General features: G+C 57.0%; 31 protein-coding genes. 14 read left to right on the plus strand and 17 right to left on the minus strand.

Going from position 1 to position 25973, the window contains the following annotated elements; translation table 11 throughout:
• The first annotated feature begins 165 nt into the window (after positions 1-165).
• From ACR8BF_RS09760 to ACR8BF_RS09780, 5 genes are read left to right on the plus strand one after another with little or no spacing between them, the layout of a single operon-like run.
• On the plus strand, positions 166-1692 hold the full coding sequence (locus ACR8BF_RS09760) for an ABC transporter substrate-binding protein (protein WP_434745931.1): 1527 nt from the start codon (positions 166-168) through the stop codon (positions 1690-1692).
• Positions 1689-2720 carry an ABC transporter permease gene (locus ACR8BF_RS09765; protein WP_292992514.1) on the plus strand — a complete coding sequence of 344 codons (1032 nt, stop codon included), beginning with the start codon at positions 1689-1691 and terminating at the stop codon, positions 2718-2720. Before ACR8BF_RS09760 ends, ACR8BF_RS09765 begins: the two co-directional genes overlap by 4 nt.
• Positions 2717-3622, plus strand: coding sequence for an ABC transporter permease (locus ACR8BF_RS09770; RefSeq protein WP_434744867.1), 906 nt, complete (start codon positions 2717-2719; stop codon positions 3620-3622). Before ACR8BF_RS09765 ends, ACR8BF_RS09770 begins: the two co-directional genes overlap by 4 nt.
• Entirely contained in the window at positions 3594-4460 is an 867-nt protein-coding gene (locus tag ACR8BF_RS09775) for an ABC transporter ATP-binding protein (protein ID WP_179895782.1), read from the plus strand. The genes ACR8BF_RS09770 and ACR8BF_RS09775 overlap by 29 nt, the downstream gene beginning before the upstream one ends.
• A 9-nt stretch (positions 4461-4469) precedes the next feature.
• Positions 4470-5234, plus strand: a complete 765-nt coding sequence (locus tag ACR8BF_RS09780) for an ABC transporter ATP-binding protein (RefSeq protein WP_179895783.1) — start codon at positions 4470-4472, stop codon at positions 5232-5234.
• 67 nt (positions 5235-5301) lie between these two features.
• Here the strand turns inward: ACR8BF_RS09780 and ACR8BF_RS09785 are convergent, their stop codons facing one another.
• On the minus strand, positions 5302-5940 hold the full coding sequence (locus tag ACR8BF_RS09785; protein WP_003853539.1) for an RpiB/LacA/LacB family sugar-phosphate isomerase: 639 nt from the start codon (positions 5938-5940) through the stop codon (positions 5302-5304).
• Between the two features lie 139 nt (positions 5941-6079).
• On the opposite strand from ACR8BF_RS09785, the gene ACR8BF_RS09790 reads away from it, so the two are divergent.
• The 3 genes from ACR8BF_RS09790 (at position 6080) to ACR8BF_RS09800 (ending at position 7705) form a co-directional block, all read left to right on the plus strand.
• On the plus strand, positions 6080-6406 hold the full coding sequence (locus tag ACR8BF_RS09790) for a cupin domain-containing protein (RefSeq protein WP_434744868.1): 327 nt from the start codon (positions 6080-6082) through the stop codon (positions 6404-6406).
• A 265-nt stretch (positions 6407-6671) separates the two neighbouring features.
• Positions 6672-6911: a hypothetical protein gene (locus ACR8BF_RS09795; RefSeq protein ID WP_136199271.1), complete on the plus strand. Its 240-nt coding sequence runs from the start codon at positions 6672-6674 to the stop codon at positions 6909-6911.
• A gap of 299 nt (positions 6912-7210) precedes the next feature.
• The gene (locus ACR8BF_RS09800; protein ID WP_179895785.1) at positions 7211-7705 is read left to right on the plus strand and encodes an AAA family ATPase; all 495 of its coding nucleotides are present in this window, start codon (positions 7211-7213) and stop codon (positions 7703-7705) included.
• A 14-nt stretch (positions 7706-7719) separates the two neighbouring features.
• On the opposite strand, the gene ACR8BF_RS09805 is transcribed toward ACR8BF_RS09800, so the two are convergent.
• Positions 7720-8613, minus strand: coding sequence for a dihydrodipicolinate synthase family protein (locus ACR8BF_RS09805; RefSeq protein WP_179895786.1), 894 nt, complete (start codon positions 8611-8613; stop codon positions 7720-7722).
• A gap of 127 nt (positions 8614-8740) precedes the next feature.
• Between ACR8BF_RS09805 and ACR8BF_RS09810 the strand changes: the two genes are divergently transcribed.
• The 5 genes from ACR8BF_RS09810 to ACR8BF_RS09830 all read left to right on the plus strand — a co-directional run bounded on the left by ACR8BF_RS09810 (position 8741) and on the right by ACR8BF_RS09830 (position 12602).
• Positions 8741-9055, plus strand: coding sequence for an antibiotic biosynthesis monooxygenase family protein (locus ACR8BF_RS09810; protein ID WP_313699126.1), 315 nt, complete (start codon positions 8741-8743; stop codon positions 9053-9055).
• Between the two features lies 1 nt (position 9056).
• On the plus strand, positions 9057-9440 hold the full coding sequence (locus ACR8BF_RS09815; RefSeq protein ID WP_434744869.1) for an amino acid-binding protein: 384 nt from the start codon (positions 9057-9059) through the stop codon (positions 9438-9440).
• Between the two features lie 4 nt (positions 9441-9444).
• A complete protein-coding gene (locus tag ACR8BF_RS09820) occupies positions 9445-10158 on the plus strand; it encodes an ArsR/SmtB family transcription factor (RefSeq protein WP_434744870.1) in 714 nt (237 codons plus the stop codon).
• A 319-nt stretch (positions 10159-10477) separates the two neighbouring features.
• Positions 10478-11782, plus strand: coding sequence for an MFS transporter (locus tag ACR8BF_RS09825; protein WP_434744871.1), 1305 nt, complete (start codon positions 10478-10480; stop codon positions 11780-11782).
• A 10-nt stretch (positions 11783-11792) separates the two neighbouring features.
• Positions 11793-12602 carry a molybdate ABC transporter substrate-binding protein gene (locus ACR8BF_RS09830; RefSeq protein ID WP_434744872.1) on the plus strand — a complete coding sequence of 270 codons (810 nt, stop codon included), beginning with the start codon at positions 11793-11795 and terminating at the stop codon, positions 12600-12602.
• Here the strand turns inward: ACR8BF_RS09830 and ACR8BF_RS09835 are convergent.
• Both ACR8BF_RS09835 and ACR8BF_RS09840 read right to left on the minus strand, forming a co-directional pair.
• Positions 12577-13476: a LysR family transcriptional regulator gene (locus ACR8BF_RS09835; protein WP_434744873.1), complete on the minus strand. Its 900-nt coding sequence runs from the start codon at positions 13474-13476 to the stop codon at positions 12577-12579. The two genes, ACR8BF_RS09830 and ACR8BF_RS09835, sit on opposite strands and share 26 nt — an antisense overlap.
• A 14-nt stretch (positions 13477-13490) precedes the next feature.
• Entirely contained in the window at positions 13491-13985 is a 495-nt protein-coding gene (locus tag ACR8BF_RS09840) for a MarR family winged helix-turn-helix transcriptional regulator (RefSeq protein WP_434744874.1), read from the minus strand.
• 73 nt (positions 13986-14058) lie between these two features.
• Here ACR8BF_RS09840 and ACR8BF_RS09845 point away from each other — a divergent pair, with 73 nt between their 5' ends.
• Positions 14059-14994: a quinone oxidoreductase family protein gene (locus tag ACR8BF_RS09845; RefSeq protein ID WP_434744875.1), complete on the plus strand. Its 936-nt coding sequence runs from the start codon at positions 14059-14061 to the stop codon at positions 14992-14994.
• Between the two features lie 49 nt (positions 14995-15043).
• Here ACR8BF_RS09845 and ACR8BF_RS09850 read toward each other — a convergent pair whose 3' ends face one another.
• The 13 genes from ACR8BF_RS09850 to pqqC all read right to left on the minus strand — a co-directional run bounded on the left by ACR8BF_RS09850 (position 15044) and on the right by pqqC (position 25971).
• Positions 15044-15484 carry a thiol-disulfide oxidoreductase DCC family protein gene (locus tag ACR8BF_RS09850; protein WP_314983869.1) on the minus strand — a complete coding sequence of 147 codons (441 nt, stop codon included), beginning with the start codon at positions 15482-15484 and terminating at the stop codon, positions 15044-15046.
• A complete protein-coding gene (locus tag ACR8BF_RS09855; protein ID WP_314983867.1) occupies positions 15453-16076 on the minus strand; it encodes an AAA family ATPase in 624 nt (207 codons plus the stop codon). The genes ACR8BF_RS09850 and ACR8BF_RS09855 overlap by 32 nt, the downstream gene beginning before the upstream one ends.
• A complete protein-coding gene (locus ACR8BF_RS09860; protein ID WP_314983865.1) occupies positions 16073-16510 on the minus strand; it encodes a PTS sugar transporter subunit IIA in 438 nt (145 codons plus the stop codon). Before ACR8BF_RS09860 ends, ACR8BF_RS09855 begins: the two co-directional genes overlap by 4 nt.
• A gap of 9 nt (positions 16511-16519) precedes the next feature.
• The gene (locus ACR8BF_RS09865) at positions 16520-16789 is read right to left on the minus strand and encodes a hypothetical protein (RefSeq protein ID WP_434744876.1); all 270 of its coding nucleotides are present in this window, start codon (positions 16787-16789) and stop codon (positions 16520-16522) included.
• Between the two features lie 94 nt (positions 16790-16883).
• Positions 16884-17726: a class II fructose-bisphosphate aldolase gene (locus tag ACR8BF_RS09870; RefSeq protein ID WP_434744877.1), complete on the minus strand. Its 843-nt coding sequence runs from the start codon at positions 17724-17726 to the stop codon at positions 16884-16886.
• Positions 17713-19080: a PTS sugar transporter subunit IIC gene (locus ACR8BF_RS09875; RefSeq protein WP_313699113.1), complete on the minus strand. Its 1368-nt coding sequence runs from the start codon at positions 19078-19080 to the stop codon at positions 17713-17715. Before ACR8BF_RS09875 ends, ACR8BF_RS09870 begins: the two co-directional genes overlap by 14 nt.
• Positions 19073-19387 (minus strand): PTS sugar transporter subunit IIB, encoded by a 315-nt coding sequence (locus ACR8BF_RS09880; protein ID WP_434744878.1) that lies wholly within the window; start codon positions 19385-19387, stop codon positions 19073-19075. The genes ACR8BF_RS09875 and ACR8BF_RS09880 overlap by 8 nt, the downstream gene beginning before the upstream one ends.
• Before the next feature lie 10 nt (positions 19388-19397).
• A complete protein-coding gene (locus ACR8BF_RS09885) occupies positions 19398-20378 on the minus strand; it encodes a 6-phosphofructokinase (RefSeq protein ID WP_179895794.1) in 981 nt (326 codons plus the stop codon).
• Between the two features lie 450 nt (positions 20379-20828).
• Complete coding sequence (locus ACR8BF_RS09890; RefSeq protein WP_179895795.1) at positions 20829-21413, minus strand: YceI family protein; 585 nt, start codon at positions 21411-21413, stop codon at positions 20829-20831.
• 115 nt (positions 21414-21528) lie between these two features.
• Complete coding sequence (gene pqqF, locus ACR8BF_RS09895) at positions 21529-23805, minus strand: pyrroloquinoline quinone biosynthesis protein PqqF (protein ID WP_434744879.1); 2277 nt, start codon at positions 23803-23805, stop codon at positions 21529-21531.
• Positions 23805-24971 carry a pyrroloquinoline quinone biosynthesis protein PqqE gene (gene pqqE, locus ACR8BF_RS09900; RefSeq protein ID WP_218928054.1) on the minus strand — a complete coding sequence of 389 codons (1167 nt, stop codon included), beginning with the start codon at positions 24969-24971 and terminating at the stop codon, positions 23805-23807. Before pqqE ends, pqqF begins: the two co-directional genes overlap by 1 nt.
• Complete coding sequence (gene pqqD / locus ACR8BF_RS09905) at positions 24934-25212, minus strand: pyrroloquinoline quinone biosynthesis peptide chaperone PqqD (RefSeq protein WP_013357814.1); 279 nt, start codon at positions 25210-25212, stop codon at positions 24934-24936. The genes pqqE and pqqD overlap by 38 nt, the downstream gene beginning before the upstream one ends.
• Positions 25213-25215: 3 nt before the next feature.
• Positions 25216-25971 carry a pyrroloquinoline-quinone synthase PqqC gene (gene pqqC, locus ACR8BF_RS09910; RefSeq protein ID WP_010245074.1) on the minus strand — a complete coding sequence of 252 codons (756 nt, stop codon included), beginning with the start codon at positions 25969-25971 and terminating at the stop codon, positions 25216-25218.
• Between the last annotated feature and the right edge of the window lie 2 nt (positions 25972-25973).

Here is a 25973-nt window from a genome sequence, read left to right on the forward strand (position 1 = left end):
TACCGCGCTGCTCTGACAACGCGGTAAACGGGAAAACCTCTGACCTGCTGGACTTTACCTATGACCCTGACACAACGATGTGGCGCGTGGCTGATCACGCTGCTGGTTCTGACGGGCAGTGCGTCAATCCAGGCGAAGACCCCGGATGACCAGCTGATCATCGGCATGAACATGAACAACCTGCTCACCCTGGATCCGGCCGCCATGACCGGCAACGAGGTGGTCGGCATTGTCGTCAATCTCTATGACGGCCTGGTGGAGCTGAACCCGCAACAGCTCACCGAGGTGCGCCCGGCGCTGGCAGAACGCTGGTCAGTCAGCCCGGATAACCGCACCCTGACGTTTCATCTGCGCAACAACGTCAGGTTTCATTCCGGTCATCCCCTCACCAGCGCCGATGCAGTCTGGTCGATGCGACGGGTGCTGCATCTGAACCTGGCGCAGGCGTCGGTGTGGAAATCGTACGGCTTCAGCCGCGACAACGTTGACCAGATGATCACCGCCCCCGACGACCGCACGCTGGTGATCACCCTGCCGAAGCCAAACGATCCACAACTGGTGATTTACTCGCTGGCGGCACTGGGCAGCATGGTGGTACTGGACAGCAAAACCGTGCAGCAGCATGAGGTCGGGGGTGACTGGGGCAACCGCTGGCTCACGACCCATGAAGCCGGCTCCGGCCCGTTCCGGCTGGATGTCTGGCAGGCAAAAGATGTGCTCCGGATGAGCCGCGCGGCAGACTACTGGCGCGGCGAAGCAAAAATGTCACGGGTCGTGTTCCGTCACCTGCAGGAGTCGCAGACACTGCGGCTGATGATGGAAAAAGGCGATCTGGATATCGCCAGCAACATGGCAATCCCGGACGTGCGCGCCCTGCGTCACGATCCCGACCTCACCATCGACGCCGTCAGAAAAGGAACACTCTACTACCTGGCAATGAGCATGAAAGATCCGCACTTCGGGAATATCAAAGTGCGTGAGGCGATCCGCTATCTGGTCGATTATCAGGGCATCAATAAGAGCCTGATGACCGGCTACGGCGAACTCCATCAGCGCCCTATTCAGGCCGGGATGCCCGCCACGCTGCCCGACCCCGGTTACCGGCTTGATGTGCCGCGTGCCCGGGCCTTGCTGGCTGAAGCGGGTTATCCGGACGGCTTCGACACTACGCTGAGGGTACTGGCCGATCAGCCGTTCCTGAATATCGCCATCGCGGTGCAGTCCACGCTGCTGCAGGGCGGGATTCGCGCAAAAATCATTACCGGCACCGGTAACCAGATTTATGGCGCAATGCGCGATCGCCAGTTTAATCTGCTGGTCGGACGCGGCGGCAGCGGCGTGGAGCCGCATCCCCACTCCAGCCTGCGTTCGCTGGTCTACAACCCGAACAATGCGGACAGCGCCCGGCTGACTAACTTCCAGGGCTGGCGCACCGGTTTCTACGACGCACAGCTCAACCGCATGATCGATCAGGCATTGGTTGAACGCGACAAAACCCGTCAGCAGCAAGACTATTTCGCCATCCAGCAACGCTATGACCAGCTGGTGCCTGCGCTGATGCCCATTTCACAAATGCTCGACTCCGTGGTGGTCAGTAACCGGGTGCAGGCGTATCAGCCCCATCCCTCCGCGACCACCTTCCTGCGCGACGTCTGGAAAACCCCTGAAGCCCTGGCGGGAGGCACACAATGACCCTCACTCTGACCCGACATCAGTGCCGCCGCATCAGCCATCGCGCGGTGCAGGTGCTGATTACCCTGCTCGGCCTGCTGCTGCTGACCTTTTTTATTGGCCGGGTAATGCCGCTGGATCCGGTGCTGGCGATTGTCGGCCCCGACGCCGACCACGCCACTTACCAGCAGGTCTACCACCAGCTCGGCTTTGATAAACCCTTGTGGGTACAGTTTGGCATCTACCTTAACGCGCTGTTGCATGGCGATCTCGGTCATGCGCTGCTCACCGGCCAGCCGGTAGTACAAGACATCCTGCGCGTCTTTCCCGCCACCGTAGAGCTGGCCACGCTGGCGATTGTGATTGGCGCGGGCCTCGGCGTGCCGCTGGGTGTGCTGGCGGCGGCGCGCCGTAACAGCGTCATCGACTATGTGGTGCGGATGCTCAGTCTGGCCGGTTACTCCACGCCAATTTTCTGGGTCGGCATGATGGGCCTGCTGCTGTTCTATGCCCATCTCGGCTGGGTCGGCGGCGCAGGACGGGTGGATTTCAGCCTGGATGGCATCGTGCCCCATCGCACCGGCTTTATGCTGATTGACGCTCTGCTGGCCGGCAACAGCCAGGTGTTCCGGAACGCGCTGAATCATCTGGTGCTGCCCGCCTCTCTGCTGGGTTTTCACTCTATGGCTTACATCAGCAGAATGACGCGCAGCTTTATGCTGGCGCAGCTGTCGCAGGAGTTCATTCTCACCGCACGGGTCAAGGGCCTGACTGAATGGCAGGTGATCTGGCAGCACGCCTTCCGCAACATCCTGGTGCAGTTGCTGACCGTCGTGGCGCTGGCTTATGGCTCGCTGCTGGAGGGTGCGGTGCTGATCGAAACGGTCTTCTCCTGGCCCGGCTTTGGTTCCTACCTCACCGGCAGCCTGATGCTGGGCGATATGAATGCGGTGATGGGCTGTGTGCTGGTAGTGGGCCTGATTTTTGTGCTGCTTAACCTGATCTCCGACCTGCTCTATCAGGTGTTCGATCCGAGGACCAAAGTATGACGATCTCCTTTGACACTGCGTCTGTGAGTCAATCCCGCGAGCGTCTGGCACGCTGCCAGCGGTTTGCAGCCCGCTGCGGCTATTTCCTCTGGCGCATGGCCTGTAACCCCCTGACCGCCATTGGCGGCGGCATTGTGCTGCTGCTCTGCATTGTTGCTCTCTTTGCGCCCTGGATCGCGCCGTATCATCCGCTGATTCAGGATCTGAACAATGCGCTGACACCGCCCGGCGCGGCACACTGGTTCGGCACCGACGAGTTTGGCCGGGATATCTTCAGCCGTCTGGTGTGGGGCGCGCGCATCACGCTCTACATCGTGCTGCTGGTGTCGGTCACTGTCGGGCCGCTCGGCCTGCTGCTGGGCATTACCGCCGGTTACTTCGGCGGCAAAGTTGACGGCGTGCTGATGCGCGTTACCGACATCTTCATCTCCTTCCCGAGCCTGGTACTGGCGCTGGCGTTTGTTGCCGCGCTGGGACCGGGTCTGGAGCATGTGGTGATTGCCATTACGCTCACGGCGTGGCCGCCCATTGCCCGTCTTGCGCGCGCCGAAACGTTGTCGCTGCGACAGGCGGACTTTATCTCGGCGGTCCGTTTACAGGGTGCGTCGCCGCTGCGGGTGTTGTGGAAGCACATTATTCCGCTCTGCCTGCCGTCGGTGATTATCCGCATCACCATGAACATGGCGGGCATTATCCTCACCGCCGCCGGTCTGGGTTTTCTTGGGCTGGGCGCGCAGCCGCCCGATCCGGAATGGGGCGCGATGATCGCCAGCGGCCGCACCTACATGCTGGAGTGCTGGTGGGTGGTCACTGTACCCGGTCTGGCGATCCTGATTAACAGCCTGGCATTTAACTTCTTAGGAGATGGCCTACGTGACCTGCTCGATCCCCGCAGTGAGTAACGCCTCACCGTTGCTCGACGTGCGCGATTTGCACGTGAACTTTGTTAACGGACGCCAGGCAACCCCGGCGGTGCGCGGCGTCTCCTTTCAGCTCGGTCAGGAGAAGCTGGCGATTGTCGGCGAGTCCGGCTCCGGTAAATCGACTGTGGGCCGCGCCCTGCTGCAGCTGCATCCGGCGAAGGCGCGCATCGAGGCGAGCCGGATGCAGTTTGGCGATATCGACCTGCTGCACGCCAGCCCGGCGCAGATGCGCGCCATTCGTGGCAAACGCATCTCAATGATTATGCAGGACCCGAAATATTCGCTGAATCCGGTGATTCGGGTGGGCGAGCAGATTGCCGAGGCCTGGCGCAGTCATCATCGCGACCAGAAATCAGCGGCGCGTCAGCGGGCACTGGCGATGCTGGAGGAGGTGCAGATCCGCGATCCTGAACGGGTCTATCAGCTTTATCCCCATGAGATTTCCGGCGGTCAGGGGCAGCGTGTGATGATTGCCATGATGCTGATTACTGAACCGGAACTGGTCATTGCCGATGAACCGACCTCTGCGCTGGATGTCTCGGTGCGCCTGCAGGTGCTGGCACTGCTCGATGATCTGGTGAAAGCACGCGGGCTGGGGCTGATTTTTATCAGTCACGATATCAATCTGGTGCGCAGTTTCTGCGATCGGGTGCTGGTGATGTACGCCGGGCGCGTGGTGGAGTCGCTGGCCGCCAGTGAACTCGACCGCGCGCAGCATCCTTACACGCAGGGGCTGCTGGCAGCACTGCCCGACCTGGACCGCCGCCGTACGCGCCTGCCGGTGTTACAACGTCATGCAAGCTGGCTAACTGACTAAGGAGTGGTGATGATTAACGTGAAAAATCTCAACCTCAGCTTCGGTGATGAGGGTGCACGGAATCAGGTGCTGTTCGACGTGAATCTGCAGGTGAAACAGGGTGAAATCTTCGGGCTGGTCGGTGAATCAGGCTCAGGCAAAACGACGGTCCTGAAGTGCCTGGCGGGCCTGTTTACTCACTGGCAGGGAGAGCTGACGATTGATAATCAGCCGCTGACGCATCGAATCGAACGGGCGCGCTGTCGGCAGGTACAGATGGTGTTTCAGGACCCTTACGGCTCGCTGCATCCGCGTCACACGCTGGGTGATATCCTTGAAGAGCCGTTGCAGATTCAGGGCATCGGTCAGCGCCAGCAGCGGGTAGTGGCGATGCTGGATAAGGTCGGGCTGAACCGTGCCTGGCAGACGCGCTATCCCCATCAGCTTTCCGGGGGGCAGCGTCAGCGCGTGGCGATTGCAAGGGCGCTGATTTTAGAACCGCGCGTCCTGTTGCTGGATGAGCCGACCTCAGCACTGGATGTTTCAGTGCAGGCAGAAATCCTGAATCTGCTCAGCGATCTGCAGCAGCAGGAGAACCTGACCTATCTGATGGTGACGCACGATCTCGGGGTGGTGGCGCATCTTTGCCATCGCGTAGCAGTCATGCAACAGGGCAACGTGCTGGAGACGCTGGATGTGCCGACGCTGGTAGCCGATCGCGCTGCAATGCCCTATACGCGGATGCTGGTGGAAGCGAGTCGCCACAATCATGCGGTGCTGGCGCAGCAGAGCTGAATAGTCGCGGACGCTGAGAGAAGATAAAAAAAGGGCCGGTCAGACCGGCCCTGTCAAATCGGCGCGCTTAGTGAGTCAGCTGACGCACAAAGGCAACGATCTCCTGATTTTTGCCATGCTCAAACAGGCACTGCTGGAAGCGCGGGCCGCTGACGGCGGTGCGTACCAGTTCAGGATCGATGGCGCGCAGGGTGTCGAGATAGTTCTCTTTGATCACCGCAGCCTTGACCTGATTCAGCAGGCCGGCATTGCGCACCTGCGGCTCTTTACGCTCTGGCGGATAGCCATTGCCCTTCTCGCCCGTGAATGCTTTTTCAAAGATAAAGCGCAGATTAAGTTCAGCACCCCAGCCAAACCCTTTGGCGAATGGCAGGGATAAGGCATTGCCGTTGTTGATTTGCGCGAACAGGTAAGCATCCGCCGGATCGATACAGTAGCCGCAGACCACACCCGGATGGATGTTCAGCGACATCAGCGCACCCTGCCCGGTGCCGCAGCCCGCGACCACGAAATCCACCGCCTGGCTGTTGAGCAGCACGCTGGCCTGGATGCCAAGATGAATGTAGGTCAGATGGTGATCCTGCTCATCGCTCATCCCGACGTTGAAGACCTGATGGCCCAGCGGCTGCGCGACGCCTTCCAGTTCTTTCAGCACGGTAACGTTTTTAGCGGCCTGGCTGTTTTCCATCATTAACGCGATTTTCATGATCTACCCTCATAAAATAAATGAAACACCGTTTCATTTTAGAGAAAAACCACTAAAGTGCATGGACTAATTGACCCTGGTGCTGTGAGACCCATCACAAAACGGCCACTGCAGCGCCCACTACCGCGTGAGGATAGCGATGTTTATCTACCATAAAGAGCGACCACTGGAAGATTTGGGTAACGGCGTGACCCGCCGCGTACTGGCTTATGGCGGCACAATGATGGCGGTTGAGGTGTGTTTTAAAAAAGACGCCATCGGCCCGCTGCATCACCATCCCCATGAGCAGCTGACCTATGTCCTGAGCGGACGCTTTGCCTTCACCATTGATGGTGAAACACGGGAAGTTGGCGCAGGGGACACACTCTACAAAGCGCCCGATGTGGTTCATGGTTGTATCTGTCTTGAGGCCGGTGTGCTGCTGGATACCTTTACACCACAACGCGAAGATTTCCTGGCCATATAACAGCGCAGGCGGTCCACAGGGCCGCCCTGAACACCTGTGTTCAGGACTTTTTTCCCGTTGCCCGAATAGGGCTTAAAACCCGAAAAATTTTTCTGAAATCCCTTCTCAGGTTAACTAAATGATTAGCCAGCATTTACTCCGCACCCGCGCTACGCTTAGCTTCGGCTTAAAAATCAATCTGGCATATTTCTGTACAAAACAGCGATCGTTGTATAAGTTTAATAGCAATGACAGTGCGTTTTTTAACCCGAAACAGGACAGTAATATGCCAATGCAAAATACCCTTACGTTGCCGGTGACTCATACTCTTCCGGTCAAAAATGAATTCACCTCCTCTTTTGCTGCATCAGAGCAGGACAAGCTTAATTTTCTGATTGAAGAGTTAATGGAAGCGGGCAAGGAAAAAAGCTGCATGGAACTGCTGCGTCACCTGGCTTCCGCTGACAGCACCGAAGAAGAAGCGTGCTGCCGTGAACTACTGACTTTGCTGATGGCAAAAAAATGAAACCTGTGGCTCAATGTTCAGCGCAGCTGCTCTCTGATAGTGTCATTCAAATTCCGGACTCCGCCTGAGCACACTTCCCCGTTCAGGCGTGTTACCTCTCCCGTATAGGCCGCCAGTTTTTTGCATCGCAGTGCTGCTCTCAGCTACGACTGCTGTTACGCGCAGTAATTCCGGGCTTTACACAGCTGCCATTTCAGTTCTGTTATTGCTTGTTTCCCTTCTCTTTTGTTAGCCTGGATTTCATGCTGGCGAGACTCGTTTTGCGCACTCATTTATGACCCGGTTGTTAAAGGAGAGATATGGCCCTGACCTCATCCCCCGCCACGCTGCATCTGCTGTGCGGTAAAATTGCTTCCGGGAAATCGACGCTGGCAACCGAGCTGGGTACTGCGCCCGGTTGTGTCGTAATCAGCGAGGATCAGTGGCTGGCCGCGCTCTGGCAAAATGAGATGCAATCGGTGGCAGATTACGTGCGTGTTGCAGCAAAACTCAGACAGGCGATGACGCCTCATCTGGTAGCACTGCTTAATGCAGGTGTATCGATAGTGCTCGATTTTCCGGCAAACACCCGGGCGAATCGCGACTGGATGCGCTCGATTATTCAGGCATCCTCTGCCGACCATTGCCTGCATTATCTGGATGTGCCAGACGCGCTATGTAAAGCACGTCTGCATGCCCGCAATCAGGGCGGCGAACACGCTTTTGCCGCAACGGACGAGCAGTTCACGCTGATTACCCGCTATTTTGAACCGCCGCAGACGGAGGAAGGCTTTAACCTCGTGCGGCACGGTTAACGCCTTCTGTAACGTTAAGTGAGATCGAGTGCCGCGAGCACATCAGCAATCTGCTGGTTATCCGCACAGGAGAGCGGCAACAGCGGACGCGGCAGGCAGTCGCGTTCGGTCAATCCCAGCAGCCCTGCTGCGGCACTTATGACCCGGAAACTACCGCCGTGCTGGCGAAACAGCGCCCACAACGGCTGCAGGCGATCGGACTGCGCCCTGAGGCTCTGATGATCGCCTGCGGCTGCCGCGTCAGTCATCGCTTTTGCAACGCGCGGAAACAGCCCGCCGCACACTGAATACCAGCCATCACAGCCTGCAATCAATGCATTAGCGGCAAAGGCATCGCCGCTGACGCCAATCGACACGGAATCAGGCAGTGTGCTGCGCAACTGAGCGAGGCGATCATTCGCCGCAGATTGCTCCGCGGGTACACCCGGAATTTTTACTGAGCCAACACCGGGCAGTGCGGCGATTCGGCTCAGCAACGCATCAGAAAATGTAAAATGGGTAGTGCCCGGATTGTCATAAATGCAAATCGGTACCGAAGCGTGGCGTGTCACGCTCTCAAAAAGCCCGAACACCTCATCCTCTTTCAATGCCTGATAACCCAGCGGCGGCAGCAGTAAAGCAGATGCGCCTGCCTGCTGCGCGTCCTCCGCCAGCGTCAGCACCTCGTCTGTGCTTACCGCGCCAATGCAAATCATAACCGGAATCGAATCTGCATGCTCAACCGCCAGTTCTGCGATTCGCCTGCGCTGCGCGCGGGTCATATAGGCATAGCTGCCGGTAGAACCCAGCACGCCAAGGGAATCGACTTTTGCTTCAGTCAGCCTGCGCACTAGTCGTAAAAAGGCCGCTTCATCGGGTTTGCCATCAGCAAAGGGAGTGAGGGGAAAGGCACTGAGTCCGCTAAACATATCGTCTGCTCCATCATGAGGTTGCACTGGCTGGCTGCAGCCATATTTCGTTACCGGCCGAAGCATCAGGTCGCCCCGCCCGCTATTTTTCGCTCACCCCCTTTTTTACATCCAAAGGAAGATCGCGATGATTGCCGTCCTGTTTGAAGCCGAAGCCCGACCTGAACACCAGATGCGTTACCTGCAACTGGCTACCGATCTGAAACCGCTGCTGATGCAAAACAGCGGATTTATCTCTCTTGAGCGCTTTCAAAGCCTGACCGATGAGAAAAAAATTCTCTCGCTCTCCTGGTGGCGCGATGAAGAATCGGTGCTGGCCTGGAAGCGCAACCTGTGCCATCAGGCCGCACAGCGGGAAGGCCGTGAAACCCTTTTTGCCGGATATCGTCTGCGCATCGTCACGCTGGTCAGAGAATATGCCTCACTTCAGGGAGTAAATTAACATGTTCGATATTCACGTGATCCTGCAAAATAGTCCAGGCACCCTTTCCCGACTGACCACACTGCTGGGCCATCATGGAATTGGACTGGAAGGTGGCGGCCTGTTCTCTTTTGGTGAACTGAGCCACGCCCATTTTCTGGTTGCGGAAGGCGAACGGGCACGTGCTGTGCTGGAAGCGGAGGGGATCGCCGTCGAGGCTGTTAACATCCCGCTGATTCGCAGGCTACCGCAGCAGCGTCCCGGCGAGCTGGGGTCGATCACGGCTCGGCTTGCCGATGCCGGGATCAACATCCTGCTGCAATACAGCGATCACGCTAATCAGCTGATCCTGATGACCGATAACAATGCATCAGCCGCCAGGCTGACCACAGAATGGGCACCGTAATCTGATGGCAAGATCGCAACCGCAAAATGCACCGGACGACAGCGACGCGCTTGAGCACGCGATTGCAGGCGTTGCTGCCGCGATGGCCGATCCTTCACGGGTGAAGATGCTGTCAGCCCTGATGGATGGGCGGGCCTGGACCGCCACGGAACTCAGTGCCGTCACCGACGTGGCGCCCTCCACCGCCAGCGCTCATCTGAACCGGTTAATGAACAGCGGTCTGATCGTCTGTGTAGCGCAGGGTCGTCACCATTATTACCGGCTAGCTGGCAGTGACATTGCTGCTTTGATTGAGAACATGATGGGCGTGTCGTGGCGACGGATTGACGTGCCGAAGAGCAGTACGCCAGCATCGCTTCGTATCGCCCGCACCTGTTACGACCATCTGGCGGGTGAAATCGCAGTGCAGATCTACAGCGCTATGGCGAAACAGGGCTGGATCACGCCGGAGGGCAGCACGGTCACCCTTTACGGCCAGCAGCAGTTTGCGGCGTTGCGGATTGATCTGTCGCAGCCCGGACGCCGCAAAGCGTGCTGTGGCTGCCTCGACTGGAGTGAACGCCGGTTCCATCTCGGCGGCTATGCAGGTGGCGCGCTGCTGACCGCCTTTAACGCGCAGGGCTGGCTCACCCGCCAGCCAGGCTACCGTGAAGTCGCGTTTTCCGAAGCGGGAATCCGGCATTTACGTCAGGTCTTCGCAATCACCGTCGCTGATTGAGCACATCTGAATGTTGTTCCCTTGTGCCGCCAGGATCTGCATGAGCAGCTTCAGACAGGCCAGAATCCCCGGGCAGCCCGTAACACGCTTATGAATTCTGTCACATTTCCGTAAACCCGTCTCAGACTCAATAACAGGTGCACAAAAGCCACTGATCGATATAAGTGAATGAATTAAAACATGTTTAAATGATAACATCTGGCAATCATGCGAAGCACACATCAATCAATGCCCTTTTTGCACTTATTTAGCGCGGGGCGCTGATCCACTCTCCAGTAACAAACGCTTCAAAAAGCGTCAAACCTTACTGGAGTTACTGATGCAGACAACCTTACCCATGACTCACCGCGCCAGGATTGGCGCCATATTTCGTGTTACCTCAGGCAATTTCCTCGAACAGTTCGATTTCTTTCTGTTCGGTTTTTATGCCACGTATATCGCCCATGCTTTCTTTCCGGCCAGCAGTGAGTTCGCCTCACTGATGATGACCTTTGCCGTGTTTGGCGCAGGGTTCCTGATGCGCCCTATCGGCGCAGTCGTGCTGGGGGCGTACATCGATAAGGTCGGCCGTCGTAAGGGGCTGATCGTCACGCTCTCCATCATGGCGGCGGGCACCTTTATGATCGTGCTAATCCCCTCCTACCAGAGCATTGGCCTGTGGGCGCCAATGCTGGTGCTGATCGGTCGGTTGTTACAGGGCTTCTCCGCCGGTGCAGAACTGGGCGGTGTATCGGTCTATCTGGCGGAGATCGCCACACCAGGCCGTAAGGGCTTTTACACCAGCTGGCAGTCAGGCAGTCAGCAGGTGGCGATTATGGTCGCGGCGGCGATGGGCTTTATCCTCAACGCGGTGCTGGAAGAGAGTGCTATCCGCGAATGGGGCTGGCGTATTCCATTTCTGGCTGGCTGCCTGATTGTGCCCTTTATCTTCGTGCTGCGTCGCAAGCTGGAAGAGACCCAGGAATTCAACAAACGTCGCAGCCATCCTGATGTGAAGCAGGTGTTCCGTATCCTGCTGAGTAACTGGCAGGTGGTGATAGCCGGGATGCTGATGGTGGCGATGACCACAACAGCGTTTTACCTGATTACGGTTTATGCCCCGACCTTTGGCAAGAAAGTGCTGCTGCTGAGTGCCTCTGACAGCCTGCTGGTGACCTTGCTGGTGGCAGTGTCTAACTTTGTCTGGCTGCCGATTGGCGGCGCAATCTCCGACCGCTTTGGCCGTAAACCTGTACTGGTCGCCATGACACTGCTGGCGATTGTCACCACCTACCCGGCCCTGAGCATGCTGGCGGCGGCCCCGGGCTTCCCGATGATGCTGGGCGTGCTGCTGTGGCTTTCGATGATTTACGGTCTTTATAACGGCGCGATGATCCCGGCGCTGACCGAAATCATGCCTGCGGAAGTCCGTGTGGCGGGCTTCTCGCTGGCATACAGCCTGGCAACCGCGCTGTTTGGCGGCTTTACCCCGGTGATGTCAACCGGCCTGATTGAGATGACCGGTGATAAAGCGTCACCCGGCTACTGGATGAGTTTTGCGGCAGTCTGCGCCCTGGGGGCGACACTTTATCTCTATCGACGTACCCGCAGCGCTGTCGCGCCAGCCCATGAAACCGTAAGCTAAGGAACTGAAGATGAAACTGAAAACGATGTCGCTGTACGCCGCCCTGCTGTTCAGCGTGGCGGGCAGCGCCACGGCACAGGCAAAGGAACTGACGGTGATGATCTCCGGCGGGTTTAAAGCAGCGTGGGATACGCTATCGCCACAATTCGCAAAACAGGAAGGGATCACCATCAACACCGTGGCTGGCCCCTCAATGGGCAAGACGCCGCAGGCGATTCCGGCGCGACTGGCGCGCGGTGAGCCGGCCGATGTGGTGATTATGGTCGGCGATGCGTTAAGCGATCTGCAAAAAAAGGGCGAAACGCGGCCGGGTTCACGGGTTGAGCTGGCAGACTCACGCATCGGCGCGGTCATTAAAAAAGGGGCCACGCCAGTTAACATCGGCAGTGAACGCGCGCTGCGCGCTGCCCTGCTGAACGCCTCTTCCATCGCCTACTCCGACAGCGCCAGCGGCCAATATGTCAGCCGCCAGCTGTTCAGCCGATTGGGCATTGAGGATCAGGTTAAGGCGAAGGCGGTGAAGGTTGAGCGCATCCCGGTGGCGTCAGAGGTCGCAGCCGGTAAATACACTATTGGCTTTCAACAGGTCAGTGAGCTGCTGCCGGTGTCAGGCGTAACCTTTATTGGCGAACTGCCGGACAACCTGCAATACACCACTCGTTTTGCCGGTGCCGTGGTAAGCAAATCCGCGCAGCCGGATGAGGCAGCGAAGCTGCTGCACTGGCTCGCCTCGCCGGAGGCTCAGCAGGCGGTCCACGCCAGCGGACTGCACACCGTAAAAGCGTCAAAACCGGTCAAAGTCGCTGATACTGTTCAATAATCAGGTTCTCCAGTTCGCTGGCAATGTGCGACAACGTGCGGCCATTTTTACGCAACAGGCCCACGGTGCGTTTTACTTCCGGGTCAGTTAATGGCACCGCCATCAGCATGGCGTGATCGTAGCCCGGCATCGCCATGGCGGGGACGGCAGCAATGCCAAGCCCCGCCTCAACCATCCCCAGCATGGTGGTTACGTGCCGGGTTTCACAGATACAGGGTTTCTCCGGTATAACCGCCTGCAACGCCAGATCCAGCAGGTTGCGATTGCCGGAGGTTTTATCCAGCCCTACCCACTCATACTGATAAAACGCCTGCCAGCTCAGACTCTTTTTCGCGGCGACAGGATGGTCACGCCGACAGGCCGCCACGTAGGGGTCATCCATCAGCGGCTGAAAAAGCACATCCGGCTGAGAGCGGCTGGAAAAACTGATGCCGAAGTCGGCCTGCCCGCCAATCACCGCGTCATAGACGTTGGCCGCACTGCTGTCGATCATTTTGACCCGCACCTTTGGATAGCGCGCCTGAAACAGCCGGATGATATTGGGCATAAAATAGTAGGCGGCTGACGGCACGCAGGCCACCCTGATCAGGCCGGTGCGGGCTAAGCTCACCTCACTGAGATCGGCCATGACCTCTTCAAAATCGGCCAGCAGCTTTTCCGATCGCTGCGCAAACGCATGCCCTTTCAGCGTCAGCGTGACGCGGCGCGTGGTCCGCTCAAACAGTTTAATCCCCAGCGTGGTTTCGAGCTTATCAATGCGGCGGCTTAGTGCCGACTGAGAGAGGCAGATCGATTCCGCCGCCAGGCGAAAATTACCAAACTCCACCAGCGCGCGAAACGCGTAGAGATCGTTGAGATCGACATTAACCGGCATGGTTACCTCTTCCCTTAAATCGCATCAGACCCCTGGTCATTATTTTCATCGCCTTCCGTCTGACTAAAATCGGTCACAAATCTGCTGAGCAGTTGCTCCAGCGTTTCGCGATCAATCTCCGGCCAGTGCTGGAAAACACGCTGATAAACCTGCACGCGTTGGGCATCGATTTTATCGGTCATCGCCCTGCCATCCGGGGTGATTACCGCCTCGTTAATCCTTTTGTCCTGGCGATTTTTTTGCCGCATGACCAGTCCGGTTTCCTCTAACTTCGCCACCTGACGGCTGACCGTACTGTAATCACGCCCCACCCGATCGGCCAGTTCGCCTACGCCGATTGGGCCGAACCGGCTGACCTGTACCAGCAGCGGAAACAGCGCCCGATCCAGATCAATACCTGCCGCTTTAATCATCGCCATATCGCGCTGGGGCCGGTTAAGCGCGCCTGCAATCATCAACAAACAATCATGCAGCGCATCGTATTTATGTGTATTTTGCACACTTTTCATTGACGCCATCCTGAGGCAGGAATAATGTGTGTACTTTACACTTAATTGCTTATTATTAGAAGGACAACACCTTATGAAAGCAGCCATCATTAATCAGGCCGGTCAGAAACCACACTATGGTGATTTCCCCACTCCTCAGCCCGCTGAAAACCAACGGCTGGTTCAGGTGAAAGCCGCCGCCATGAGCCAGCTGGTCAAAGCACGGGCCGCAGGTACGCATTACAGTGCCGCTGCGCTCTATCCTGTGGTGCCGGGCATTGACGGCACGGGTTACCTCGAAAACGGCGATCCGGTTTACTTTCTGACCTTTGGTACCGCGTCAGGCAGCATGGCAGAAAGCGTGGTGGTCAATGCCCGCTGCGTCATTCCGCTTCCTGCGTCGCTTGATCCCGTGGTCGCCGCCGCGCTTGCCAATCCGGGCATGTCTTCATGGGCCGCACTCACCCGACGGGCTGAACTGCGCAAAGGCGAAACCGTGTTGATCAACGGCGCAACCGGCACCTCCGGCCGTCTGGCGATTCGCATTGCCCGCAGTCTCGGCGCAGGCAAAATTATTGCGACCGGCCGGAACCCAGAGATCCTGCAGCAACTGCTTAATGAGGGCGCAGACAGCGTCATGACACTTGACGCTCTGCCCGCTGAACTCCCTGCCCTGATGGCAGACGGCATTGATGTGGTGCTGGATTATCTCTGGGGAGAGAGCGCGCTGGCGATCATGGAAGCGGCGGTGCGGGGCGGTGACCACGTCGTCCGCTTCGTTCAGATTGGCTCACTCAGCGCACAGGAGATCCCTCTGCACAGTCATTTGCTGCGTGCATCCGGGTTGACACTGATGGGGAGTGGACTGGGCAGTGTATCCAACGCAGACCTGATTGGCTCGCTGGCTGAACTACTGCAGGCTGCCGGACAGCACGCCTTTTCGGTGCCTTTTAAACCACGTCCTCTTTCTGAGGTGGAGACAGCATGGGATGAAGATGACAGCCGCTGTCGGACGGTGTTTACGCTGTAGTCACCCGGCGCATGAACAGCGCGGGCCTGCCTGTCGGGCAGACCTGCCGCTAACTCCCGGACGGCATCGGATGCAGAAAACGGTCAGGATAATCAGGTGTGAGAGCATGCTGGCTACTGTAACGGCCAAACAGCTTATAGCGGTTTAACGCGATGCGGTCATAGGCAAAATTACTGATCGCGTCAGGGAAGTGGCGCAGCACCGCCAGCCCGCGCCAGGGTGCCGGCAGGTGCTGCATCACGCGGAAAACTGCCTGCGCCCGCAGCCAGTGCTGGTTACCGGCAATGTAGACAATAGTGCTGACGTTCTCTTCCGGCATACCCGCCCAGCGCAGCAGCGCTTTGCCCTGCTCGCTCTGCACCGAAGCAAAACGGACCTGCCGCGCCAGGTGGTGACGCAGCAGAAACTCAACCCAGCCGTTACACAGCTTACAGACGCCGTCATAAAGCACGGCGCTTTCACCGGTTTGCAGATACGGGGGCGACGACATCCTGCAACTCCTCATTCCTCTGATGATGAGCTGAAGTGTAGCGGATTCTGGTCAGTTGCTGTTGCAGCCAGTGAATAACGGCAGCGTGATCCTGGGCGCAGGCATCCACGTCATACACCGCTCCAAGGGCCATCGGCCTGGCCTGATGCGCCAGCTGACGCAGTTCCGGAAGATACTCTGCGCCCGGATGTCCCGGTAGCCGCTGCGACAGACGCGCCTGATAGCGCGCTACCGCCACCTCTGGCTCAATCTTCAGCCACAGCTCCAGCACCTCTTCGACGCCCGCCTGTTTCAGCCCCTGTTCAAGCAGCGTGCGCGGCTGAAAACCAAACCAGGCGTCTATCAGCCAGACCTGACTGGCCGGTGCCTGTTCGACGATGTTCCAGATCGCCTGATAGGCCGCGCAGCCCAGTTGCCGGTTACGCTGGCGATCGACCGGCGCAAAAGCGTCCATAAACGGCTCTTTCAGACTGTCGAGCGTTAGCACCGGCCAGCCAAAATGGTGTGACAGCGCGTGCGTCAGGGTGCTCTTACCCGATGCCGGAATACCGTTAACCAGCACCACGCGTTTGGGGGGGATGTTTTGCGTCATAAGATATCGATAACCTCCGCGACACTGCTGGCCCGACGTAACCGCACCAGCGTCTCCTCATCCTCCAGCAGCGATACAATCGCGCGAATCCCCTCTTCAATGTGGGCGTTGCTGTCGCGCGCGCCAAACATAATCACAATGTCCGCTTTATCACTGCCCTCAAACGAGATCGGTTCATTCAGCAGGATCATGCTGAAACAATCGCGGATCACCCCCGCTTCCGGCCGCGCATGGGGGATAGCAATGCCCTCCTCAAACACATAATACGCCCCATGGGCCAGCGTGTTGGCGATCACCGCATCGGGATAAGAGGCAGCGAGATAGCCGCCGCTAACCAGCGGTTCGGCGGCCAGCGCGATAACCTGACGCCAGTCCGTGGCGTCGATGCCAATCTGAATGGCGTTGGCCTCTTGCAATAACTGCTTAATCGTCATCAGCTCTCCTTAAATCGACTGGCGAACCACATTACGTAATTCATCGATTTTGACAAACAGCGCATCAATTTCATTGCGGTAGCGACGGCTTTTCGCAAATAAACTTAATGCCCGATTATATTCCAGCATTAATTGTTTTTGCGTTTCGCCATCACGCGGATTAATAGCCAGCTGCTGCTCCAGTTGCGTTATTTTCTCGCGACTTAATTCCGCCAGATAATCCTGCTGCTGCTCGCTGGGTTGTTCCACAGCCGGAGACTTTTTTAAGAATCCAAACATAGGCTCTCCTGCCCCTGTCATGTCGGGGTAGCTAAGATTAATAGTGATGATAAAAACGGTTAATGCAAAAAACCGGTGATGGCGACGCGGGCAATTACCGGAATAATTGCATTTTCTCTACCAGCACATTTGTCACCGCATCATTAGCTGGCACCAGGAAATTACGCACGCTGTCATTCACCTTGCCTTTCTCAAAGGTCGATTTGCACTGCGCCACCCACTGCACATTCATTTCGGTGCCGACATTGACCTTCTCAATCCCGCTGCTCACCGCCAGCCGCATATCTTCATCGCTGACGCCGGTGCCGCCGTGCAGCACCAGTGGCGTGTGGGTTGCCGCCGTAATATCCGCCAGACGCTGATGCTGAATATGCGCCTTACCCGTATAAAGCCCATGTACGGTGCCAATCGAGATCGCCAGCATATCGACGCCGGTCTCTTTAACGAAACGGCGTGCATCTTCCACCGGCGTAAACGCGATCGCCTCCATCTCCACACATTTACCATCTTCCGAACCACCAATTGCACCCAGTTCTGCTTCTACCGAGACATTATGCGGACGCGCCATATCAATCACCCGGCGGGTATTAGCAATATTCTCTTCAATCGACAGATGTGACCCGTCATACATCACGGAACTGAATCCGGCATCTATCGCCGTCTGAATCGCGGCTAAATCAGAACAGTGATCGAGATGCAGACAGGTCGGCACATTCATACTTTCTGACAGCGATTTAATCGCATCGACCAGCAGTTTATGGCCGAGATATTTTGCCGTGCCGGTAGAGATCTGAATCATTAAGGGACTATTGGTTTTCTCTGCTGCTTTAAAATAGGCGGGCAGCATTTCCAGGCAGTGAAGATTAAAAGATCCCACCGCTTTAAAGTCACGCTGTTTAGCCAGCTTTAACAGATCGGCGAAGTTATAAAGTTTCATGGATATTTTCCTCTTGAGGTTTGGTGGATTTGCCATTAACAAACCAGGCAAGTGCGGTAACAAAGGCAATAAACAGGGCGACAAACAGCCAGTTATTCTGGAAGGCGTGGCCGAGCACCAGGCCGGTACTGATGACGTCTGAGTCACTGAAGGTCACACCGGTGAAGCCGTAGCTCTCAAGCATCGGCACCAGGATGGCGGGCAGAATGGTGATAAAGAGTCCGTGGACGAAGCCGCCGATCATCGCGCCGCGCCGTCCGCCCATGGCATTACCAAATACGCCGGCGGTGCCACCGGCGAAGAAGTTGGTCAACAGGCCAGGCAGGATCATCGCCAGTCCAAACATCGGGAAGACCAGCATGCCGACGATGGAGCCCAGCGTGGTGGCGAGGAAGCCAACGATCACCGCGTTCGGGGCGTAAGGAAACATCACGGGGCAGTCCAGCGCCGGTTTGGCATCCGGCACCACACGCATGGCGATACCCCGGAAAGCAGGCACCAGCTCGTTGAGCAGCAGACGGACACCGCTGTAGAGCACGAAGACCCCGGCCACGAACTGAATCGACTGCATAAAGGCGTACATCAGGTAGTTCATGCCATTGCTGTACTGGGCAATGAACGCCGGACCGGCCGCCACAGCGGGGATCAGGTACATGGGCACCATCACCAGCGCCATCGACAGATAGGTATCCTGCAGAAACTTGAAGTTATCGGGCAGTTTCAGATCTTCGGTAGAGCGCGATCCTTTGCCGACCACTTTGGCAACCGCCGCCGTGACCAGATAGCCGATAGTGCAGAAATGACCTAACGCCACGTCGTCCGAGTCAGTAATCCGCCTTACCACCGGCTGCGCCAGCGCCGGCATTACCACCGCCATGATCCCGCCAAAGATACCGCCGGTCAGGATCAGCGGCAGGCCGGTCAGCCCCGCTTTGTAACCGATCACCGCGCCAATCGTCGCCATCCACAGCAGGGCCTGGCCGGTCAGGAAGATGTACTTAAACGGTGTCAGTCGCGCGATGATGATATTGACGATAAAGATCACCAGCAGCGTCAGCGCCACCTCCGAGCCCAGCTCGCGGTTAGCCAGGCCGGCAATGGCGGCCACATCGGTGATATAGCCGCGCATACCAAAGCCGTGGGTAAAAATGGTATTGAGGAACGTCAGGGTGCCCACAATAATATTGATACCCGCCATCATAATTAAAAAGCCGAGCAGGGTTTTGAAGGTGCCTTCCACCACCTTGCCTGCCGATTTTTTTTGCAGCAGCAGACCAATCAGGGCAATAAAGGCAATCAGAATAGACGCCTGCCCCAGCAGATCTTTGACCAGGAAGTCGATCACACTATTCATGGGCGGCGACCTTCTCGTTGCGTTCTCTTAAAAAGGCCAGAATCTTCTGCTCTATTTCCGCTTTATCGGTGAGCCGGTTAAGAATAATGACCCGTTTAATCTGTTCCGGACTGGCGTCGGCGTTTAATACGTCGGCAAAGGCTTTTTGTGTCAGGATCATATCTGACTTAAATGCATTCGCTTCTGAAATGGTGGTGTGATCGATATCGGCCTCAATTTCCAGTTTTTTTAATACCGCTTTCGCGCTCATCTCAATCGCAAAACTGGAGCCTAATCCACAACCACAGACACATAATATTTTCAGCATGGTTTTTTCCTCACACTATATTGAGTTGTTTAGCGAGTTTGTAATGGTGCCCGTCAATATCGACCAGGCGTTTTTGCATGCTTATTAAATCAATCGGGATCGGTTTATTACTGCCATTAATAATGACGGCTTTATTCCGCATGCCTGACTGAATACAACGCACCACTTCACTGGCCATAATGGTACCCTGATAAATTTCTTCGCAGGTAGGATCACCATTGCGCAGTCCGTAACCGAGAATGGTTTTACGGATGCGTACACCAATAAGCGGCTCAAGCTGTTTGATTAAGGTGTCGATCGCCCCCTGAAAGCCGGGCGAATATTCACGGGTGTAACCTTCAGAACAGAGGATGACCACGCTGTTCTGCTCTGCCAGTCGCCCGGTAATGCGCTGCGCCAGTTGTGGCAGCGGGATCTGGCACTCCGGGATTAACGCAATGTCCGCGTTGGATTTAATCGCCGACTGCAGCGTTAATTCACCGCAATAGCCGCCGAGCAACTCCAGCATAAAAACCCGGCCGGGTAAGGCGCGGCCGGTATTGCGCAGTTTCGCGACCTCTTTTAATACCTGCTCGCAGGCGGTGGAAAAACCCAGCGTGTAATCACTGCCAAAGACATCATTATCGATGGTCATGCCGACACCGAAACAATTAACCCCAGACTCAGACAGGATGTGGAGAAATTGCAGCGAACCGTCACCACCCGCCATGATTAATACGTCAATGCGGGCGCTTTTCAGCTGGCGCGCAATTAACTCATATTCGCTGCGAACCAGTTTCTTTTGCGTGCGACCCGATTGCATAACGGGAATCGGGGCGATCGAAAAGTCGAGCAGATCGCGTTGGCTGATATCACGATGGTTATTTTCCAGCAGGCCGGGAATGCCGCCGTCAAATATCACCATCTCAGCCTGCGCCAGACGCCCTATCTGGAAGACAAAATTATTAATGCCGGTGACATCCCCGCCACTGATTACCATTCCAATGCGCATTTCCCTCACCCCACTAACTTACTCTGCTGAGGAACATTCTTCCGGTTCGTGGGGTTGCTATTTGCAGAGGAGATCACAGTTATGCACGGTATTTTTTAGGCAGGTGTGTTGACAGCGGCAGTTTATCAGCATTATCTGTGAATCAGGTCACATTATTAGCGAACGTAACGTTCACAGCGAAATGATATAAATCAGCAGGTTAGTTAAACAGACATCAAAATTCGATTTCGCCACACGCGGGTGCCGATTTCGTTATTTCTTGCTGTTGCAAATTTGTGACTTTCGCCTCATTTTTACCGGATCGGGCCCGGATAAGACGTTAAAGAAATAGTTTTAAGCGGTGTGGCGGGATTATTTCAGGGCAAATCTGGCAGGCGTATTTCAGGGGGACGCAGGAGAGGTAGAAAATGAATCGGGGGCGCAGCAGTGAGCCGCTACGCCCCGAAAAACTTACTTCGCGTAAGCTTCGGTAGACAGCGTCAGGGTGACGTCGTCGCTTACCGCTGGGACATATTTGTCCAGTTTGAAGTCAGAACGCTTGATGGTGCCGGTGGCATCAAAACCAATCGCCTGCTTCTTCACCATCGGATGCTCGCCCTGCTTGTTCAGCGTCGCGTGCAGCGTAACAGGCTTAGTGATGCCTTTCAGCGTCAGGTTGCCTTCAACGTCAAATTTGTTGTCGCCCTTGGCAACCACTTTGGTGCTGTGGAAGGTCGCCGTCGGGTATTTGGCCGTGTCGAAGTACTCTGCGCCTTTGAACTCTTTGGTCAGCGCCGCAACGTGGCTGTCGATTTTGCTGACTGGCAGGGTCACATCAACGCGTGATGCTTCTGGATGATCTTTATCAAATACCAGCGTACCGGACGCATCAGGAATATCTGCGGTAGGATTTGAGAAGCCGAAATGGTTCCAGGCAACAATCACCGACGTATGCTCAGGGTTCAGCTGGTAGTGCATCGCCTCAGCCTGCGATAACGGAGCGTAGAGGGTAGCAGCGGCTAACAGGGGCAGTGCGATACGTTTGAAGTTCTTCACAGTCAATTCCTTATGCGGACAAAAGTGAACTGAGTGTGGTCCAGTTTGCCCGGAATAGACAGTGAAGAGATTTGTCGGTAATTTTCAAATAAATTCAGCAACTTTTTGCCGGGCGCTACAGATTTCCGCCGCCGGTAAACAGCACCCGCCAGCGGCGGCGATCCTGAATCAGCGTGCGGTGCAGCTGTTGAAGATCAGAGAGGGTCAGCGCATCAACCTGTGCCGCGTCCACTTCTGCCAGGCCATTTTCATGGCGCAACTGCGCCAGAGGTTGCGCGACTTCCTGGCTCAGCAGACGCGCTTTCAGTGCCACCAGATCACAACCCGCCAGCGTTTCGTTCAGAGAACGCAGGAAGTTGCGGCAGTAGCGCAGCAGTGACAGCGCGCTGTAATCGGGCGACTGCAGCGCAAACAGGACGCCATCTTCATCAGCACAGCGCATATAGCGGCTACTGACCACATAACCAATGGGCTGCTCAACGCGATAGCGCTGGAAAAAGCGTGGCTCATAGATCAGCGCCAGCGCGCGCAATGCAGCCAGCTGTTCAGGACGGTGCAGCGGAATAAACAGCAGCAGCGCGTTGTCCGTGCTGGCGTGCGGCTGGCGTGTCATGCCGGTTTGCGTAGTCATGCGTTTCGGGGGCGTTGCTGGATTCACCGGCAGCGACAGCGCGCTCAGCCGCCGGGCAATCAGCGAATGCAGCGCCGCGTTGCCGCCTTTCAGCGCTGCCCGCCAGCAATCTGGCGCAAAGGTCGCTGCCATCTGATAAGGCAACTGCCGCAGCAGCGCGCGGATGGCGATGCTTTCGACAGGCGATGGCAGGTTTGCCGCAACCGGCAGTGTCAGTGCGATGACAATCTGGCTAAGCGCCTGATCCGTCACCGCCTCATCCTTTGTCAGCTGGAGCGTCAGTTGCCACACGCCCTCCACTTCCTGCCAGCTGCCGTTCCCGCCCAGATGACGCAGCGCAGCAAACAGCGGACGCAATCGCCGTCCCAGTGCTTCGCCCACCTCGGCGGTAAACGTTGAGTAAAACTCCGGTCGCAGGATCAGCGTTGCCTGCGGGTCATCGGACGGATGATGCGGCAATGCCACTGCCTTTGCGGGCAGCGGCTCAGTGATGACGGTGGTATCGAGCGGGTAGAAGGTGAAATTCGCAGCGGGCAGCGCCTCAGGCGGTAAGGGCTGCCACGCTGTCAGCGGCAGGCTGAAGCCCTGCGTGATAAGGTTTTCCGTGGCCGGGTGCGGTGTGCACTTCAGCCGCGTGCCCGGCGCACTGTTAAGGCTTTTCAGCAGCGGCAGCAGTTCAGGCACGGTTTCATCCGGTGCAAAGCCGATGGCGCGCTGTCGCAGCTGCTCCATCGGTGACAGCGTCACAAATCGCTGCTGCGCCAGCTGATGATAATGCTGATGTTGCACCGAACTGGTCTGGCTTAGCGCATCGAGATAGCGGTCGATCAGTTCATTGACGACATCAGGCTGCTGCGTTTCGACACCCAGCCCCAGCCAGAGCGCGCCACCCGCCTGATAGATCCACTTCAGCTCCAGCCACTCTGCCAGCCCCTGTTCACGCAGGATAGCCAGCAAAGAACCTGGCGCTTCATCCAGAAGAAACTCACGCCATAACGTGACACCGTCACCGGCACTCAGCAACCAGGTGCGCCATAACGCGGGTGAGGCGGTATCGGCCAGTTGCCAGCAGCTATCGCTGAGCAGGTGCGGCGGTGGCAGATCCTGCTGCCACTGACCCGCAGGCAGCGCGGTGGCAAACTGGCGCGCCAGCTGCTCCAGTTCATCCAGTGACTGCGGTCCCTGCAGCCAGAGCCGTATATTGCTGGCGAAATAGTAACGCTGGTGGAAGTGACGCAGCGCGCGTTGCAGCGCAGACATCTCATCGCCAAAGCTCGCCCGGCTGCCGATATGGAAGCGCTGAAATTCAGCGGGTGACTGAACGGCATGCAACAGTGCCGCTTCGATGCGGGATGGCTCATGACGCTGCAACAGCTGATATTCGGCGTCGATCACTGCCACTTCCTGCGCGATAGCCTGGTTATCCAGCAGCGGAGAGACGAGCATATCCTGCAGTCGTGCCAGCCCGTCAGCCAGCAACGGCGGCGTCACCTCAAAGAAGAACGCGCTGCGATGGGCCAGCGTGGTGGCGTTAACCTTGCCGCCCTGCGTCTGGATCCAGCTCATCAGCCGGCCCTCATCAGGCCAGCCGCTGCTTCCGGTAAACAGCAGATGTTCCAGCAGATGTGCCAGTCCGGGCCAGCGTTCTGGCTCGTCATGGCTCCCTGCTCCCACCTGAATCAGGGCGGCGGCCTGGCTGGCATCAGCCTGATGCACCAGTTCAACCGTCAGACCGTTTATCTCCAGGCAGCGCGTTTTCATCAGAGGTTCCGTGTTTTGTAGATCAGTTGCGAGTTGCTGCGGTTACGGAACTGCAGCTGACCAATTTTAATGTCACTGCAATCCGCCTCACGCCGGGCTTCAAGGATTTTGCCGTGATGCGGAGATTTGCTGCAGACCGGATCGGTGTTGTCAGCATTGCCGGTCAGCATGAAAGCCTGACAGCGACAGCCGCCAAAATCTTTCTCTTTCTCATCACAGGAGCGGCACGGCTCCGGCATCCAGTCAAAACCGCGATAACGGTTAAAGCCGAACGAGTTATACCAGATATCATCCAGGCTTTGGGTCAGAACCGACGGAAATTCTATCGGCAGCTGGCGCGCACTGTGACACGGTAGCGCGGTGCCCTCTGGCGTGACGCTGAGGAAGATCGCGCCCCAGCCACCCATACAGGGTTTAGGGCGTTCTTCGTAGTAGTCTGGCGTCACGAACAACAGATTGGTCAGATTACCGGTGGTGCTCATCCGCTCACGGTAGGTTTTCACCACCGCTTCCGCCCGGGCGATCTGCTCACGCGTCGGCAGCAGACCTTCGCGGTTAAGCTGCGCCCAGCCGTAAAACTGGCAGGTCGCCAGTTCTACGTCATCCGCCTCCAGCTCAATGCAGAGGTCGATGATTTTATCGATCTGATCGATGTTATGGCGATGCAGCACGAAGTTCAGCACCATCGGATAGCCGTGCGCTTTGACCGCTTTCGCCATCTCCAGCTTCTGCTGAAATGCTTTTTTCGATCCCGCCAGCGCCGCATTCAGGGTTTCGTCACTCGCCTGGAAGCTGATCTGGATATGATCCAGACCGGCCTCGCTGAACGCATCCAGCTTCTTCTCCGTCAGGCCAATACCGGAGGTGATCAGGTTGGTGTAGAAGCCGAGATCGCGCGCCGCTTTAATCAGCTCAGGCAGATCTTTACGCACCAGCGGCTCGCCGCCAGAAAAGCCGAGCTGGACGCTGCCCATGGCACGCGCCTGGCGAAAGACCTCAATCCACTGCTCGGTGGTCAGCTCCTTCTCCTGCTGCGCGAAATCCAGCGGGTTGGAGCAATAAGGACACTGCAGTGGACAGCGATAAGTCAGCTCGGCCAGCAGCCAGAGCGGTGGGTTCACACCAGGTTTATGCGGGGTCACGGAACTGTATCCACTTCTGTTCATAAGCTGATTGCAGGAACTCTAAAACGTCCGGTCCTACGCCGCCTGCTTCCGGAAAACGGCTATCCAGCGTCGCGATGATCGCGGCGATATCCTGTTTGCCATCCACCAGTTCAAGAATGGCGGCGGCGGTTTCGTTCAGCTTCGCCATGCCTTCGGGATAGAGCACCACATGGGTATCCTGGGCGGCTTCCCACTGCATACGGTAGCCGCGGCGAAACGCGGCAATCGAGTTTTCATTCATCTGTTATACCAGTCGGGTGGTGTGCCACGCCGCCTTGTCTGTGACGGTGTGATAAGGCGGACGTTTCAGCTCGTAAGCCATGGTCATGGCGTCCAGCATGCTCCATAAAATATCAAGCTTAAACTGCAAAATTTCCAGCATGCGGTTCTGCGTTTCTGCGGTGGTGAAATACTCCAGCGCCAGCGCCAGGCCATGTTCCACATCGCGGTTCGCCTGACCCAGGCGGCTGCGGAAGTAGAAATAGCCCTCTTCTTTGATCCACGGATAGTGCTGCGGCCAGCTGTCGAGCCGCGACTGGTGGATCTGTGGAGCGAACAGCTCGGTCAGTGAACTGCAGGCCGCCTCCTGCCAGTTGGCGCGGCGGGCAAAGTTAATGTACGCATCGACCGCGAACCGCACGCCCGGCAGCACATGCTGCTCTGACAATAATTCTTCACGCGTCAGCCCGACCGCCTCGCCCAGCCGCAGCCAGGCCTCGATGCCACCCTCTTCGCCGTTGCTGCCGTCGTGGTCGAGAATGCGCTGCACCCATTTACGGCGGGTGGCCGGATCGGGACAGTTGGCCATGATCGCCGCATCTTTCAGCGGAATGGTGGTCTGGTAATAGAAGCGGTTCGCCACCCAGCCCTGAATCTGCTCGCGTGTAGCCTGACCGTTGTGCATCGCGATGTGATAAGGGTGATGGATATGGTAGTAAGCGCCTTTATCGCGCAGGGCCTGTTCAAAAGCCTGCGGCGACAGCGTGTCAGTGATCTGCATGA

It is taken from the genome of Candidatus Pantoea rara (assembly GCF_051136265.1).
GTDB classification, from domain to species: domain Bacteria; phylum Pseudomonadota; class Gammaproteobacteria; order Enterobacterales; family Enterobacteriaceae; genus Pantoea; species Pantoea rara.